General features: G+C 67.4%; 12 protein-coding genes. 3 read left to right on the forward strand and 9 right to left on the reverse strand.

Translation table 11 applies throughout. The features are described from left to right. Positions 1-54: 54 nt before the first annotated feature. Positions 55-2,280: a hypothetical protein gene (locus HL658_RS04805; RefSeq protein ID WP_180280705.1), complete on the reverse strand. Its 2,226-nt coding sequence runs from the start codon at positions 2,278-2,280 to the stop codon at positions 55-57. A 413-nt stretch (positions 2,281-2,693) separates the two neighbouring features. Beyond that, on the reverse strand, positions 2,694-3,740 hold the full coding sequence (locus HL658_RS04810) for a glutamine synthetase beta-grasp domain-containing protein (RefSeq protein WP_180280706.1): 1,047 nt from the start codon (positions 3,738-3,740) through the stop codon (positions 2,694-2,696). Between the two features lie 862 nt (positions 3,741-4,602). Here HL658_RS04810 and HL658_RS04815 point away from each other — a divergent pair. Continuing rightward, positions 4,603-4,782 carry a DUF2735 domain-containing protein gene (locus tag HL658_RS04815; RefSeq protein WP_180280707.1) on the forward strand — a complete coding sequence of 60 codons (180 nt, stop codon included), beginning with the start codon at positions 4,603-4,605 and terminating at the stop codon, positions 4,780-4,782. A gap of 4 nt (positions 4,783-4,786) precedes the next feature. On the opposite strand, the gene HL658_RS04820 is transcribed toward HL658_RS04815, so the two are convergent. Then, positions 4,787-6,043: an Hsp70 family protein gene (locus HL658_RS04820; protein WP_180280708.1), complete on the reverse strand. Its 1,257-nt coding sequence runs from the start codon at positions 6,041-6,043 to the stop codon at positions 4,787-4,789. Between the two features lie 112 nt (positions 6,044-6,155). Between HL658_RS04820 and HL658_RS04825 the strand changes: the two genes are divergently transcribed. Both HL658_RS04825 and HL658_RS04830 read left to right on the forward strand, forming a co-directional pair. Continuing rightward, positions 6,156-7,217, forward strand: coding sequence for an extracellular catalytic domain type 1 short-chain-length polyhydroxyalkanoate depolymerase (locus HL658_RS04825; RefSeq protein ID WP_246337315.1), 1,062 nt, complete (start codon positions 6,156-6,158; stop codon positions 7,215-7,217). A gap of 41 nt (positions 7,218-7,258) precedes the next feature. Continuing rightward, positions 7,259-7,684 (forward strand): hypothetical protein, encoded by a 426-nt coding sequence (locus tag HL658_RS04830; protein WP_180280710.1) that lies wholly within the window; start codon positions 7,259-7,261, stop codon positions 7,682-7,684. 3 nt (positions 7,685-7,687) lie between these two features. Here the strand turns inward: HL658_RS04830 and HL658_RS04835 are convergent, their stop codons facing one another. The 6 genes from HL658_RS04835 to HL658_RS04860 all read right to left on the reverse strand — a co-directional run bounded on the left by HL658_RS04835 (position 7,688) and on the right by HL658_RS04860 (position 14,531). Further along, positions 7,688-9,454 (reverse strand): hypothetical protein, encoded by a 1,767-nt coding sequence (locus HL658_RS04835; RefSeq protein WP_180280711.1) that lies wholly within the window; start codon positions 9,452-9,454, stop codon positions 7,688-7,690. 155 nt (positions 9,455-9,609) lie between these two features. Next, complete coding sequence (locus HL658_RS04840) at positions 9,610-10,236, reverse strand: glutathione S-transferase family protein (protein WP_180280712.1); 627 nt, start codon at positions 10,234-10,236, stop codon at positions 9,610-9,612. A 17-nt stretch (positions 10,237-10,253) separates the two neighbouring features. Beyond that, entirely contained in the window at positions 10,254-10,937 is a 684-nt protein-coding gene (locus tag HL658_RS04845) for an N-acetylmuramoyl-L-alanine amidase (RefSeq protein ID WP_180280713.1), read from the reverse strand. Between the two features lie 39 nt (positions 10,938-10,976). After that, entirely contained in the window at positions 10,977-11,855 is an 879-nt protein-coding gene (locus HL658_RS04850; protein WP_180280714.1) for a DMT family transporter, read from the reverse strand. Continuing rightward, positions 11,852-13,681, reverse strand: a complete 1,830-nt coding sequence (locus HL658_RS04855) for an ABC-F family ATP-binding cassette domain-containing protein (protein ID WP_180280715.1) — start codon at positions 13,679-13,681, stop codon at positions 11,852-11,854. The genes HL658_RS04850 and HL658_RS04855 overlap by 4 nt, the downstream gene beginning before the upstream one ends. Before the next feature lie 100 nt (positions 13,682-13,781). Further along, on the reverse strand, positions 13,782-14,531 hold the full coding sequence (locus HL658_RS04860; RefSeq protein ID WP_180280716.1) for a TerB family tellurite resistance protein: 750 nt from the start codon (positions 14,529-14,531) through the stop codon (positions 13,782-13,784). Positions 14,532-14,566: the final 35 nt, after the last annotated feature.

Below are 14,566 nucleotides of genomic sequence, written 5' to 3' on the forward strand. Positions count from 1 at the left end.
GGCGTATCGGGCATCCCGGTGCCGGTCACGTTAACGGCGACGGATAAGATCGATTCATGCGCGGACGGTTTTTACCAGATCGGGAAAGCGGACGAGCTTGTCTTTGACCTGATCCAGGCCGAAGCCGGCAAGGAATGGAGTGGCGAGGTCGTTCAGCGTGTCGAGCCGCTCCAATCCCGTGTAGTGCAGCAGAACGGCCAGCAACAAAGCAACAGCCACGGAGATCATCGTCGCCATCCCATCGATGGTGCGAATGCGTCGCTCGACGTTCGAGTTTTCCAGAACCTCGATGTCTATCGCGGACTTATAAAGCTCTACGCTGCCACGGGCGATCCGGCATTCGACGGTCAATGGCTTGCCCGGTTCGGGCGGCGGGAGAAATGGTTTCAGGAGCGGCCAGGAACGAAGCGATTGCACCGGCTGTGTCGGCTTGCGGAAGAAATGCACGCAGATGCGTCCCAAGGCGTTGGACGTGCCGTCTCCGAACGACCATTCATAGTCACGCTGTGCTGCAAGCGGGCTGCGATTCAATCGGTCATCATCGAAACGGAATTCGAAGCGCGCCGTTGTTCCCGCCTTGGGTTTGGTCGGGGCGCAAACGATCCGGCCAAGCCCGTTCGTGACGGCCTCGTCGATTTCCTTGTTGGTGACACCGTCCTCGGCGGCATCGAGAAGGTCGCGTGCACGGCCGAGGCCACGATCCCCCGCTCGGATCGCCTTGAGAAGGTCGTCCCTGAACCCGTTCGTCCCCAACTCCGGATAACGGAGCAGCAGTTCCGACTTGTACCGCATGACATACAGATGCGCCTGGAAACAGGACTGGTCGAAATCGATCAGGTGGGATCGATCGATCTGGACATCCCCCTCCATCGCCACCAAAGCCGCCGGCAAATCGATCGTGACGAGTTTCTCGATGAACGGATCGTCGATCAAGGACCCTTGAGAATTGTTTACCCGTTCCAGAAGGCGTGTGATTTCCGTCTTCAGGGAGGCTTTCATTCGATCCGTGTCATCGATCGCGCCGGCAAGCGCCTCGGCATCGGTGCATACGGTCTCCGCCAGAACCAAGTTGCTTCGCAGGATCGCATCCTCGCAGCGACTGATGAGATGGGTCAGTTGCGGAATGGTGCTGGGCGGCAGATCATCAAGCCGGACGATTCGTGTGCGCAACGGGGTCAGGCGATCGAAACACGCCGATTTCTTTTCAAGGTCGGCGACTTCCGTTTCGAGCTGATCGAGTTGAGGCGTCGCATTCATCGCGTACCATGCGACGTTCTGAATGGCAAGCGACAGTCGGTTCCGTTCGACGTCCAGCTTCAACGCTGCCGGACCGCGTCGGCTCGAGTCCGGCGCCGTTGATCCGTCGAGGCTGGCGATGCGCCGCATGATTTCGGCCTTTCGGCGAACCACCGGCAACCAGGTGTTTATGGCCAGTGACAACAAGGCGCCCATTCCCACCAAGAGGAAAACGCCTAGAATGTTCCACCTCTGATCGTAGTTCGGCGCCACCGCGATCGACATGGTCTGCTTCGGTAGCTTTTCGTCCGTGTCCTTGATCTGCAAAAGCCCGTCGTAACGGCTGCCAAGCGACTGAAGGGGCATCTCCACCGTGACCGGCTGCGTGTGGCCGGGTGCCAGCGTGAAGGTTGACGGTTGGATCGTTGCGTCGATCCGTCCCGCCATCCCGTTGAGGGGCACCGCGAACTCCAGCGCGATGTTGCGCGTCGGGGCCGCCGGTGGGTTGGTGAGCTCAAAGCTGAAAATCCGGTGATGCGGCCCGTCCGGGCGGAACAGGAGGCCCCCCTTCACCATGATCCCGGCAGACTGGCGCACGGAAAGCGGCGGAACCCAGCCGGCGTCGAGGGCTTCGATCACAAGCCGCCCACCACTCTTGTCGCCGACCCTGACATCCAGGAAAGCCCGGTAGGGGCCCGGTGGGCTCAAGCCCGAAAGCTCCGCGGGAATCCGCAGGATCGCCATTGGCGGTACGTTGGCGATGATGGTTCCATCCTGCAGTCGAACCACAGGATCGCCTTCGGCCGGTTTCAGTTGGAATTTGCCGGATGGTTCAGGCACCAGCTTCACCGGAACCGGTTTGCTGCTGCCATTCTCCAGTATTAAGGTCTGAGTGGCGACGTGATTGGAAGCGCTGACCAGGGGGACTGCCGGCTCCGTCCAGACCGTGACCGCTTCCATCGAAAGGCCGGCCGCCGAGGCCCCTGCCGATGGGAACAGGATGAGCGACAGTGCTGCCACAATCCGACACACTACGAGGGACATCTCTACCTCCCCGCGTATGCCGCCGTTTCACCGGACGCAGATGCACCGTTGCGGATGCGCAATCCGTAGCCGGTCAGGCGAGCATGTTTTTCCCTGATCGAGCGTGGCCCGGCAATTGAACGGAATCAACCGGAGAAATTGGAACGAAGAATTTCTCCCCACCGGAAAGTGTCGCGGAGCGTGTCGTGCCGGTGCTTCAGCGAAGCCTTGGGCATCCAGGTTTCGGCGGATGGGGGATGGCGTTTTGATGAGCCGCGCCGCGCGATGGCCCGAAGGGCCGAAGGGGTATTCATCAGGCTGGCTCCCCGGCCAGCATCCATCACGGCGCTGGAACACCCTGGCCTTTCGCGGCCTTGATCCCGCCGGACGGAGTCACGGCGCGGACGCTCGCACGCCCGCGCCGTGTTGGACCATTACGCCGCAACCGTCTCGGTCGCTTCCGCACTGGTCGGAACCGTGGAGATGGTCTTCAGGATCTGCGAGGCGATCTGGTACGGGTCGCCCTGGGAGTTCGGTCGGCGGTCTTCCAGATAGCCGCGGTAGTCGTTGCGCACGAAGCTGTGCGGCACGCGGATGGACGCACCGCGGTCGGCCACGCCGTAGCTGAAGGTGTGGATCGACTGCGTCTCGTGCTTGCCGGTCAGCCGCATGTGGTTGTCCGGGCCGTAGACGGCGATGTGGTCCGCACGCGCGGCCTCGAAGGCGGCCATCAGCTTCTCGAAATACTCCTTGCCGCCCACCTCGCGCAGGTAGGTGGTCGAGAAGTTGGCGTGCATGCCCGAGCCGTTCCAGTCGGTGTCGCCCAGCGGCTTGCAGTGATACTCGATGTCGATGCCGTACTTCTCGGTCAGCCGCTCGAGGAAGTAGCGGGCGAGCCAGATCTCGTCGGCGGCGCGCTTGGAGCCCTTGCCGAAGATCTGGAATTCCCACTGGCCCTTGGCGACCTCGGCGTTGATGCCTTCGTGGTTCAGGCCGGCGGCGAGGCAGATCTCGAGGTGCTCCTCGACGATCTGGCGGGCGATGCTGCCCACCTTGCTGTAGCCGACGCCGGTGTAGTACGGACCCTGCGGGGCCGGGTACCCGTTCTCCGGGAAGCCCAGGGGCCGGCCGTCCTTGAAGAAGAAGTACTCCTGCTCGAAGCCGAACCAGGCGCCTTCGTCGTCCAGGATGGTCGCGCGCATGTTCGACGGGTGCGGGGTAACGCCGTCCGGCATCATCACTTCGCAGAGCACGACGGCGCCGTTCTTGCGCTCGACGTCCGGAACGATGCGCACCGGCTTCAGCACGCAATCGGAGCTGCGGCCTTCCGCCTGCTTGGTCGAGCTGCCGTCGAAGCCCCACAGCGGCAGCTGTTCGAGCGTCGGGAACTCGTCGAACTCCTTGATCTGCGTCTTGCCGCGCAGGTTGGGTACCGGCGTGTACCCGTCGAGCCAAACATACTCGAGCTTGTACTTGGTCATTGTTGGTCTCTCAATGGCTGATGCCACAGGGCTTGCGGAAGACCCGGTGTGTGCCTGACGCACCGACCCGTCCGGACGGCAGGGACGGAGATGGAGAAAGCACAAGCCGTGCCAGACAGCGGAAAGAGGCAGGACCTATGGCCTTTCCACGCCGGGAAACCGCTCGGTCCCGCCCAACGCCGCAGATGTGCTCGAGTTTTGCGCAAGTTCTCGGTGCAAAAACAGGCGCGATGAATAATTTGCGCGCATATTAGGCGTCTGCGAAACTCGGGGTGAGGGCTGCGCATCCAAAAGTGGATTTACTGACCTTGCCCTCGTGCGTTCCTTAAGTTTTTTGCAGTCGCGAACGATTTCGATTGCACGTGATTTGGCAATGCAGCACCCTACTGGCACGGATATGTGTTATTCACCTGGACTTGGGGCCGCAGGACCTGTTTTGCGGCCTCCTTTTCCTTTTAGGTGGGGAATTCGCTGATCCGTTGCCGGCACGCGCTGTGCCGCATCCTGCGCAATCCTGCCCCGCCATCGCTGTTGAGCTTCCGTGCATCCCGAGAAGCGTGACCAACATCGATTCCGGCCACCGTGCTTCGGAAACCAGCCACCGGGAAAGCCGAAGTCTCCCGTTATTCGTGCCGAAACTGCAGGCAAAAGCACTGTCTGCTTAAGGAATGGACGATTGTAGCTGTTCTTTTCGCAACTGCATCATTCAAGACGTGGCGCAAAAAACAGCACAATGATCACTGCCAATCATACAGTCAGGTGATACTTTTGGATGAGGCGACGATTTGCGCTTGGGATCAAAGTTTGTTACGGTGTGTTTAGTCTGATGCTTCGAATGCACCATCGGACGGAGGACCGAACCATGATCCACGCTGTCGAACCCAGGACCGCCACCATCTACCAGTTCCCCCTGAAGGCACGCCGGACCGCCCCGGCCATGACCGAGGGGCGCGTTGCCCAGCCCGTCGTCACCGACGGCTGGTACCATGAAGCCGCGGTTCAGGAGGCGGTCGACGAGGCCACGCGCCGCCGCACGCGCTGATGCCTCAGCGCCTGCCGTAACGGCGCCCGGCCTCGATCGCCAGCCCCTGGCCGACCGAGCCGAAGGTGTCGCCCTCGATCACGCGGGCTCCCGGCAGGCGGCCGGTGATGGCCCGGCGGACGTGCGGCAGCAGGGTGGAGCCGCCGGTAAGGAACACGGCGTCAACCCGTGTCTCGTCCACGCCCGCGTCGCGCAGGCAATCCTCGGTGCGCGCGGCAATGCGGGCCGCCAGTGAGGCGGTCGCTTCCACCATGGCCTCGGCGGTGACCGCGGGCTCCTCCCCGCCGTCGCGCCAGCCCAGATGCAGGACCGTGCGCGGGGTGCCGGTCAGCGCGATCTTCGCCCGCTCCACATCCATCGCCAGGGCATGGCCGCGGTGTTCCTCCACCACGTCGAGCAGGCGTCCGATCAGGTCGGGGCGTGCGGATTCCCGGTGGATGCGCTTCAACTCCGCCACCGATTTGGCGGTGTACAGGAAGTTGATGCGCGACCAGGTGGCCAGATCCAGATAGACGCTGCGGGGGGCCAGCAGCCCGGCCCGCTTCATCGGGCTGCCGAAGCCCAGCATCGGCATCACCGCCGACAGGCTGAGATCGCGGTCGAAGTCGGTGCCACCGATGCGCACGCCATCGTTGGCCAGGATGTCCGCGGCGCGGTCGGTGCGGTGCCGCCGCTCCGGCCCGATGCGGACAATCGAGAAGTCCGACGTGCCGCCGCCGATGTCGGCGATCAACGCCAGCTCCTCCCGGTCCACCTGCATCTCGTAATCGAGCGCCGCGGCGATCGGTTCGAACTGGAAGGAAACGTGGCGGAAGCCGACGGCCCGCGCGATCTCTTCCAGGGCACGTTCAGCGGCGGCATCGGCATCGGCATCACCATCCACGAAATGGACCGGCCGGCCATGCACCACCGCGTCGAGCGGCCCGCCGGCCTGCGCCTCGCCGCGCCGCTTCACCTCGCCGAGGAATTGGGCGATCACGGCCCGGAAGCTGATGCGGCGAGTGTCGAGCTGCGTGTCCGCGTCGATCAGGTCGGTGCCCAGCGCCGACTTGATGGAGCGCATCAGGCGCCCATCCGCCCCGGCCACATAGGCCTCGATCGCCGCGCGGCCATAGGCGGTGGAGTGCGTCTCGAAATCGAAGAACAAGGCACTCGGCAGCGTGACGCTGGCGCCTTCCAGCGGCAGGAGCCGCGCTCCACCTACCCCGCCGGTGCCCAGCGTCGTGTTCGATGTGCCGAAATCCAGACCGCAAGCCGTCATGCCGCCCTCCGCCGATCAGGGGCGCGACGCTATAGCGGTGTTGGCCCGCCGGATCAACCCGCTATGATGCTGCGTTGCACAATCCCGTCCCGCCCGAATGGATCCTTCCGACATGTCCCAGCCGACCCGACGCAGCGCTCTGCGCGACGCCCTGACGCTGCTCCGCCGCGCCCTGGCAAAGCTGAGGGGGCTGCTTCCGCAGGATGCCCGCCGGACGGCACCCGACGGCCGACCGCCCGTCGCCGAACCCCCGCCGGCTGCGGCTCCGGCTGCGGTTCCGGCACCGGCTGCAGCGCCGGCCGGGCAGGGGCGATTCCTGGAAGGCAGCGTGGAGGCCGCGGCCGGACGTCGCGACTACAAGCTGTACGTCCCGGCCAATCTCCCGGCCGGCCCCTGTCCGCTGCTGGTGATGCTGCACGGCTGCACCCAGTCGCCGGACGATTTCGCGGCGGGGACCCGCATGAACGCGCTGGCCGAGGAACACGGTCTTCTGGTCGTCTATCCGGCCCAGCCGGAGTCGGCGAACGGCTCCAGATGCTGGAACTGGTTCAGCCCGGCGGATCAGCGGCGCGACGGCGGCGAACCGGCCCTTGTCGCCGCCATCACCGATCGGGTGATGGCGGAGCATCGTGTGGATGCGGCGCGGGTGTATGTGGCCGGCCTGTCGGCCGGCGGGGCAATGGCGGCCATCCTGGGCGCCACGCATCCCGACCGGTACGCCGCCCTCGGCGTGCATTCCGGCCTGCCCTGGGCGGCGGCAAGCGGGGTGCCGTCCGCCTTTGCGGCGATGCGCCGGGGCGTGTCCGCGCTTCGCCCGCTCCCGCGGCTCGACGGTGTCCGGGGCGCGCCGCCAGTCATCGTGTTCCACGGCGACGCCGACAAGACGGTCGCCGCTGTCAACGGCGAGCGCGTGGTCGAGCAGTACAGCGCCGCGTACGGCGACGTGACGCTGGTGGCGGAGGAGGGCAGTACGCCCGACGGCCGCGCCTGGGTCCGCAGCGTCGGCCGCACGCAGGACGGGGCGGTGGTCCTGGAACAGTGGGTGGTGAAGGGAGGTGGTCACGCCTGGTTCGGCGGCAACCCGGCCGGCAGCTACACCGACCCGGCGGGTCCCGACGCCTCGTGCGAGATGCTGCGCTTCTTTCTCGGGCATTCTCGCGCGAACATCCACTGAACGAATTCACAACGCCTCGGAAACACGCTAGATATGGAGGCATGCCGATCCTCCGACGCTATCGCTGGTTCTACCCGATCGACTGGCCGCAGATCAGCCGCCATGTGCGGTTCGAGCGGGCCGGCGGGCGGTGTGAACAGTGCGGGCGACCGCACGGGGAGCGCGTGCGCTGCCTGGGCGACGGGCGCTGGCTCGACAGCGCCGGAAACACCTGGCGCGACGGGCAGGGGCGGCCGGCTCCCTGGCCCGACATGGTGGAGTATGCGGGGTCCCGCGTGACGCGGGTGGTGCTGGCCGCCTGCCACCGCGACCACAACCCGGCCAACAACCGGCCACGCAACCTGATGGCGCTCTGCCAGCGCTGCCACATGCTGCACGACCGGGAGGAGCACCGGCGGCGCTTCCGCATCACCATCCTGCTGCGACGCGCGCTGGGAGACCTGTTCCTCGGGCTCTACCGCTACTGATGATCAGGCCGGCTCCAGCGCCTCGACCGGCTCGACCGTCACTCCGGCGTTCGGCGGTGCCGCCCACAAGGTGATCGTCTCGCCGTTGGTGCCGGTGACATTCTCCGGCAGCACCAGCTCGACGCCGGCGGGTGGGACCGGGGTATCGACGGCCAGCGTGAAAGCATCGGCGGTGCCGATCGCCCGCAACTCCTCGCCCGAGGCCAGCCGCAGGATAACTGGATAGTCGGCCGTTTCCAGGCTGCGGTCGAAGAACAGGGTGATGCGCCCGGCCCCCTCCCCGGCCTCGCGGCGTTGCGCGCGCACGATGCGCGGCGGCTCGTCGTACCCGCTGCGCGCCACGAAGGCCGGACCTTCCAACGGCATCTGTTCCGTGCCCTGCAGTTGCCCGGCCTCGAACCGCTCCGGCTGCCAGCCGTCGGGCACACCCCAGCTCTCCAGCGACACATACTCCCCCGCCACCGGCTTGGCGATGCGGAAGTCGCCACTGGCTCCATCGACGAAACGGAAGTCGGGATCGTAGGTGCCGTGCGTCTCCTGCCCGTTCTTCGTGAGCACGGACGGGAAGGCCCGGTTGTTGAGGTCGTAATCGAAACGTACGGAGCGGTCCCAGCCGTCGGCCATGAATTTGGAGCCGACCAGCGCGCGGTCGGGGTTGCACACCCCGGGGGCATGGTCGCATTCGGCGCAGAACTGCACCGCGTTGTTGCGGTGGATCAGGTTGCGGGTGCTGCCTGCCTTGATCTCGTCGATGCGCAGGTACCAGGAATTGTTGAAGGACTCGAAGGGGCCGGTGGGGTAGGGCGGCTCCGGGTCGAATTTCAGAACGCGGCCGCCGGTGTTGTCGTCGATGACCGTTCCCGGCTTCTCGGTGAACCAGCCGCGGTTGGCGAACACCGCCCAATAGCCGCCGCCGACGCCGTCGAAGGACAGCCAGGCGTGCGCGTTGCAGATGCTGTTGTGGTGGATCCACAGGTTGGTGGCGGTGCCCTCCGGCTCGACCACATTGTCGCGCACGCGGTCGTAGGCGTTGCCGTACACCTCGACATCCACGTTCAGCCGCCCGTCCGCCGCCTCGTCGCGGGCCCGCAGTCGCAGGGCGTTGTAGGCGTAGCGGACGCTGTTGTTGCGGAACACCACCCCGCCGGCGATGCCGTCGGCCCCCAGCAGGGCGCCGTTCAGGTAGCGGTAGGAGACGTGGTGCGTGTGCTCCCAGGTGATCTGGGTCCATACGGCGCCGGACGGGTCCTGCGTCCAGTCGCAGCCCTCCACCAGGATGTTGCGGCACCCCTCGCCCCGCGCGAACACGAAATAGAGGCTGTCGATCGCCGTGATGTTGCGGACGGCGACGTAGCGGCTGCCCTCCATGTAGACGAAGCAGGGCCAGCAGGAATCGACCACGAAATCCTCGATCACGATGCCCTCGCAATCCAGGATCTGGAAGAAGGCGTAATCGTCCTGGCGCGGCAGGTCCGGATAGAGCGGCACCGCGGCGTTGGTGCCGCAGAGCAGCGTGCGCGATCCCAGCCCGCGGATCGTTATGGGGTTGTCCGGCGTGGCCTTCAGCCCGCTGAGCCGGATCGGCATGGCGTCGGCCTGCGTGCCCGCGCCATGGCTGTTGAGCGGCGGCCAGTACTTGTTGTCCAGGAATTGCAGCACGTCGCCGCCCTGGAGCTGCTGCTGGAAGGCTTCCACCAGCGAAAACGTCTCCTGGATGCAGCCGTCCACGACACGGACATCACCGAGATAGGTGACGTAGAGCGTGCGCACGCAGCCGTCCTGAACAATCGGGGGGCGAACCCCCTCCACGCAAACGCTCATGTCCCGCCCTGCCCCCGAACCGCTTTGCAATTATTCGGGTATGAGCGGGCAATGGCGGTTCGTCAAGCGGCGGACAGCGCCGACCCCGGCAGCGCGGATCCCGGTCAGGCCATCCCGTTGCGCGCCACCACCGGGGCGAAACGCGGGTCGGCGGTGCAGCGGTCGGCGATCGCGGTCAGCTTCGGCGCGTGCTCCGCGAACCACGGCCGGCGCGGCTGCCAGGTGACCATGACCGCAAGGTAGAGGTCGATGGCCGAGAACCGCTCCCCCAGGAACCAGGGGGTGGCCTTCGCGGCCTCCTCCACCTGGCGCCAGAGGCCGCAGCGATACGCGCTCGTCCGCCGCACCAGTTCCTCCTGCGCGTCGGTGCCGGAGACCCAGCGCGTGGGGTCGTCGGCGACGGTGAAGGTCGGGTAGACGCTGCCGACCAGATAGAGCAGCCAGCGCAGGAACACCGCCCGCTCCGGCGCGTCGGCGGGCGGCACGATCCCCGCCTGCGGGTGGCAGTCGGCCAGATGCAGCACGATGGCGGCGCTCTCGGTCATCACCGTGCCGTCCGGAAGCACCAGCGTGGGCACCTGCATCAGCGGGTTCACCCGCGCCAGCTCGTCGCGGTGCGGACCCGCTTCCCAGGGCGGCGCCTCCGCCACGCGGTATGGCTCTCCGGTGTGGTGCAGCAGCGCTTCGACCACGAAGGATCCGGCCCGTTGGGCCGCGTAGAGCGTGTGCATGGGCGGCGTCCTCTCGCTCATCGACCGGTTTGCCTCAGCAACGCGCGAAGGCGTCGCAGGGTTTCCTCGTCCGGTGTTCCGGTCAGGTGCTCGGGATGGAAATGGCGCTGGAAGGCGAGCAGGGCGAGCGGTTCTGCCGGGTCGTAGCCGTACCGGGCAAGCAGCGCGTCCGCGGCAGCGACGGAAACCGGGGTGCCGTCTTCCGGGCCCGGTTCCGGCCACAGCCCGACGCCCTGCCGGGCAAGCCAGGGCCAGTCGAACAGCTCGCCGGGGTCCTGCTTGCGGGAAGGCGCGATGTCGCTGTGGCCCAGCACATCCTCCGGCCGGATGGCGTGGCGGGCAACGATGCCGCGGCAGAGCTCCGCCACCGCTTCCATCTGCACGGCGGGAAAGGGGCGGTAGCCGAATTCGTGGCCGGGGTTGACGATCTCGATGCCGATGGAGCGGCTGTTGACGTCGGCGGCACCGCGCCAGCAGCCGGCACCGGCGTGCCAGGCCCGCCGCTCCTCCGGCACATGGGCGTAGACGGTGCCGTCCTCGTCCACCGTGTAATGGGCGCTGACCTCCGACGCCGGGGTGCAGAGCCGGCGCAGCGCGGTGGCTGCGTCCCGCATGCCGGTGTAGTGCAGCAGCAGGATCTCGATCCGGGCGCCCTCGGCCCGCGGCCCGTGGTTGGGAGAGGGGAGGGCGACCATGTTCATGCCGGGGGCCTCATGCCAGTCGCCTCATACCGGGGGGCCTCATGTCGGGTTCGACACCTTGTCGCTGACCGTTCCCGGACGCCGTAGCACGATCACCCCCACCCCGGCCACCGTCAGAAAGCCACCGACGGCGAGCGTCAGAGTGAACGGGTCGTCCAGGATCAGGACTCCCGACAGCACGCCGAACACCGGCACCAGAAGCATGGACGGCACGACCTGGTTCACATCGTAGACCCGGAGCAGCCGGTACCAGATCCCGTAGGCCACGATGGTGGATGCGAGGGCCGTGTAGACGAGCGCCGTCCAGCCGGACGCGGTGGCGTGGGTCAGCGCGTGCCACTGCCCCTCCTCCACCAGCAGTGACAGCACGAAAAGCTGGGGGGCCGCCAGCAGCGCCAGCCAGGCGTTCAGCGTGTAGCCGTCGATGACGCCGATGCGCTTGATCTGCATGCTGGCGCAGGCGAAGGCGAAGCTCGCCGCCACGATCAGCGTCAACGGCCAGAGGCTGCCGCTCATCCTCGGCTCCCCGGCGATCAGCGCCACGCCGGCGAAGGCGATCCCCATCCCCGCCGCGCGCCGCCAGCCCAGCCGGTCCTTGAAGAAGACCGCCGCCAGCAGGGACGAGAAGGGCACCTGCAACTGCGCCACCACCGAGGCGGTGGCCGCGTCGACGCCGCCGATCCCGGTGAACATCATGGGGAAATGGATGCTGCCCAGGATCACCGACAGCAGTGCTATGCCCGGCAGCTTCTCCCGCGGCACGCGCAGGAAGGGGAACAGGACGGCGGCCACCAGACAGAAGCGGACGCAGGTTAGGAAGAGAGGCGGGAAATCCTGGAGGCTGACCTTGGCAGCCACGAAGTTGAAGCCCCACAGGCCGACGACCAGCAGGGCCAGCAGCGCGTCCTTCGCGGTCATCCGCGACCGCCTTCCAGTTCCTCCCGCAGCGCCTCCAGCTCCAGCCAGCGCTCCTCGGCGGCTGACAGCTCGGACGTCGCGGCCTCCAGCCGCGCGGTGGAGCGGGTGAAGCGGTCGGGGTCGCGCGTGAACAGCGCGGAATCGGCGAGCAAGGTCTCCAAGCCCCGGATCTCCTCGGTCAGACGGTCCATGCGCGCCGGCAGTTCGTCCAGCTCGCGCTGGTCCTTGTAGCTCAGCTTGCCCTTCGCCTTGGGCGCGGCGGCGGCCGGTGTGGCCGGCTTCGCCTTGGCCGGCGCCGCGGCCCGGTCGGCGCGGGCGGGGCGCTGCAGCAGATAGTCGGAATAGCCGCCCGCATACTCGGTGGCCGTGCCGTCGCCCTCCAGCGCGATGGTGCTGGTCACCAGCCGGTCCAGGAAGTCGCGGTCGTGGCTGACCAGCAGCAGCGTGCCCTGATAGTCGGCCAGCACCTCTTCGAGAAGGTCCAGCGTGTCCATGTCCAGGTCGTTGGTCGGCTCGTCCAGCACCATCAGGTTGGACGGGCGGGCGAACAGCCGGGCCAGCAGCAACCGGTTGCGCTCGCCGCCCGACAGCGCCTTGACCGGGCTGTCGAGCTGGCGGGTGTCGAACAGGAAGTCCTTCAGATAGCCGGCGACGTGGCGCGGCTGGCCGTTGACCATCACCTTGTCGCCGCCATGCGGGCAGAGCACGCGGCGCAGCGTGTCCTCCGGATCCAGCGCCTCGCGCTTCTGGTCGTAATAGGCGGGCTCCAGGTTGGTGCCCAACCGGACCGTGCCGCTGTCGGGCGCCAGCTCGCCGGTCAGCATCTTCAGCAGGGTGGATTTGCCGGCCCCGTTCGGCCCGATCAGCCCGACCCGGTCGCCGCGCAGGATGCGGGTGGAGAAGTTGCGGACGATGGTGCGCGGGCCCTCCGGGGTGTCGAAGCTCTTGGCGATGCCCTCGGCCTCGATCACCATCCGGCCGCCGCGCTCCGCCTCGGCGATGGCGAGCTTGGCCTGCTGGCCGCCCTTGATCCGCTCGGCCCGGTCCTCGCGCAGAGCGTACAGCGCGCGCACGCGGCCCATGTTGCGGGTGCGCCGGGCGGAGATACCCTCGCGCAGCCACTTCATCTCCGTCTCGATCTTGCGGTCGAGCTTCTGGGCCGCCAGCTCGTCGGCGGCGAACACCTCGGCCTGCCACTCCTCGAACTGGGCGAAGCCGCGCTCGCTCACCCGCAGCGCGCCGCGGTCCAGCCACATGGTGCGGCGCGAGAGCTTGTTGAGGAAGGCGCGGTCGTGGCTGATCAGCAGCAGCCCGCCGCGGTAGGCCTGGAGATGCTCCTCCAGCCACTCGATCGTCGGCAGGTCCAGATGGTTGGTCGGCTCATCCAGCAGCATCACGTCGGGCTCTCCCACCAGCGTGCGGGCCAGCGCCGCGCGCCGCGCCTCGCCGCCCGACAGCCCCTGCGGAGTGCGGGCCGGGGCCAGTTGCAGCCGGTCCAGCACCGCCTCGACCCGGTGCTCCTCGTCGCGCTCCGCCGCGGGCAGGCCAGCGGCGACATAGTCGTGCACGCTGGTGAAGCCGCTGAAGTCCGGCTCCTGCGGCAGATAGGCGACGCGCACGCCGGGCTGCAGGAAGAGGTCGCCGGCGTCGGGCTGGATCATGCCGGCCAACACCTTCATCAGGGTGGACTTGCCGGTGCCGTTGCGGCCGACGAGGCAGGCCTTGTCGCCGCGGGCGATGGCAAGGTCCAGCCCTTCGAACAGCGGCCGGCCGCCGAAGGTGACGGAAACGCCCTGAAGGGCGGCGATGGGTGCGGGAGGGGGCATGGCGCTGGCGTGTGTGGCGGGTCAGCAGGATAGCGGTTTCGGCGGGCGGCGTAAGGGGGCGGGTGCGCAGACGTGCCCTGCGGCCGGCCCGCGCGCGGGCTCAGACGCGGGCGCCCTGCTTCATGATGCGGTCGTAGGCGGCGTTGATGGCCGCCATGCGGTCGGTCGCCACCTCGATGAACTCGGGCGGCAGGCCCTGGGCGATCAGTCGGTCGGGGTGGTGCTCGCGCGCCAGACGGCGGTAGGCGGCCCTCACCGCTTCCTCCTCGGCGCCGCACGGAAGGCCCAGCACCGTGTAGGGATCGCAGGAACTGTCGCCATGGGTGATCCGGTGACCAGACACGAGGCGCGCGAAATCCGCCTCCGAAAAGCCGAAGATGGTGGCGAGCGTGTGCAGGTAATCCAGCTCCGCGTCGTGCATCACGTCGTCCGCCTCGGCGATCAGGATCAGACTTTCCAGCAGATCCTCCAGCACCGGATGGGCCGGGCCGAACAGGCCCGCGATCTGCCGGGCGTAGGGCTCGAAGCCGGCGGCGTCGCGGCGCGCGAGGTCGAAGACGTAGCCGACGTTGCCCAGCTCCTCGGGCTCGGCGTGGAACAGGCGCATGAAGGTATCCACCTCCACCCGCTTCACGGTGCCGTCGGACTTGGCCATCTTCGCCGCCAGCACGATCACGCCGATGGTGAAGGCGATGGACTGGGTCGCGTCCCCGTCCGCGTCGGCGGAGGCTTCCTCCCCGTCGCGCTTGCGGTCCACGGCGTGGCCGGCCAGCGTGCCGAGCAGGATGCCGATCGGCCCGCCGGTCAGCAGGCCGGCCGCCCCGCCCAGGATCTTGCCCCAGATGCTCATGCCCGTCTCCCGCCGCCAGGGCCGCCCGTCGGCCG

Source organism: Azospirillum oleiclasticum, assembly GCF_013423485.1.
Lineage (GTDB): Bacteria > Pseudomonadota > Alphaproteobacteria > Azospirillales > Azospirillaceae > Azospirillum > Azospirillum oleiclasticum.

Excerpts from the sequence above, each read along its gene's own strand:
- HL658_RS04805 (WP_180280705.1), bottom strand. The coding sequence starts at position 2,280 with ATGTCCCTCGTAGTGTGTCGGATTGTGGCAGCACTGTCGCTCATCCTG.
- HL658_RS04810 (WP_180280706.1), bottom strand. The coding sequence starts at position 3,740 with ATGACCAAGTACAAGCTCGAGTATGTTTGGCTCGACGGGTACACGCCG.
- HL658_RS04815 (WP_180280707.1), top strand. The coding sequence starts at position 4,603 with ATGATCCACGCTGTCGAACCCAGGACCGCCACCATCTACCAGTTCCCC.
- HL658_RS04820 (WP_180280708.1), bottom strand. The coding sequence starts at position 6,043 with ATGACGGCTTGCGGTCTGGATTTCGGCACATCGAACACGACGCTGGGC.
- HL658_RS04825 (WP_246337315.1), top strand. The coding sequence starts at position 6,156 with ATGTCCCAGCCGACCCGACGCAGCGCTCTGCGCGACGCCCTGACGCTG.
- HL658_RS04830 (WP_180280710.1), top strand. The coding sequence starts at position 7,259 with ATGCCGATCCTCCGACGCTATCGCTGGTTCTACCCGATCGACTGGCCG.
- HL658_RS04840 (WP_180280712.1), bottom strand. The coding sequence starts at position 10,236 with ATGCACACGCTCTACGCGGCCCAACGGGCCGGATCCTTCGTGGTCGAA.
- HL658_RS04845 (WP_180280713.1), bottom strand. The coding sequence starts at position 10,937 with ATGAACATGGTCGCCCTCCCCTCTCCCAACCACGGGCCGCGGGCCGAG.
- HL658_RS04850 (WP_180280714.1), bottom strand. The coding sequence starts at position 11,855 with ATGACCGCGAAGGACGCGCTGCTGGCCCTGCTGGTCGTCGGCCTGTGG.
- HL658_RS04855 (WP_180280715.1), bottom strand. The coding sequence starts at position 13,681 with ATGCCCCCTCCCGCACCCATCGCCGCCCTTCAGGGCGTTTCCGTCACC.
- HL658_RS04860 (WP_180280716.1), bottom strand. The coding sequence starts at position 14,531 with ATGAGCATCTGGGGCAAGATCCTGGGCGGGGCGGCCGGCCTGCTGACC.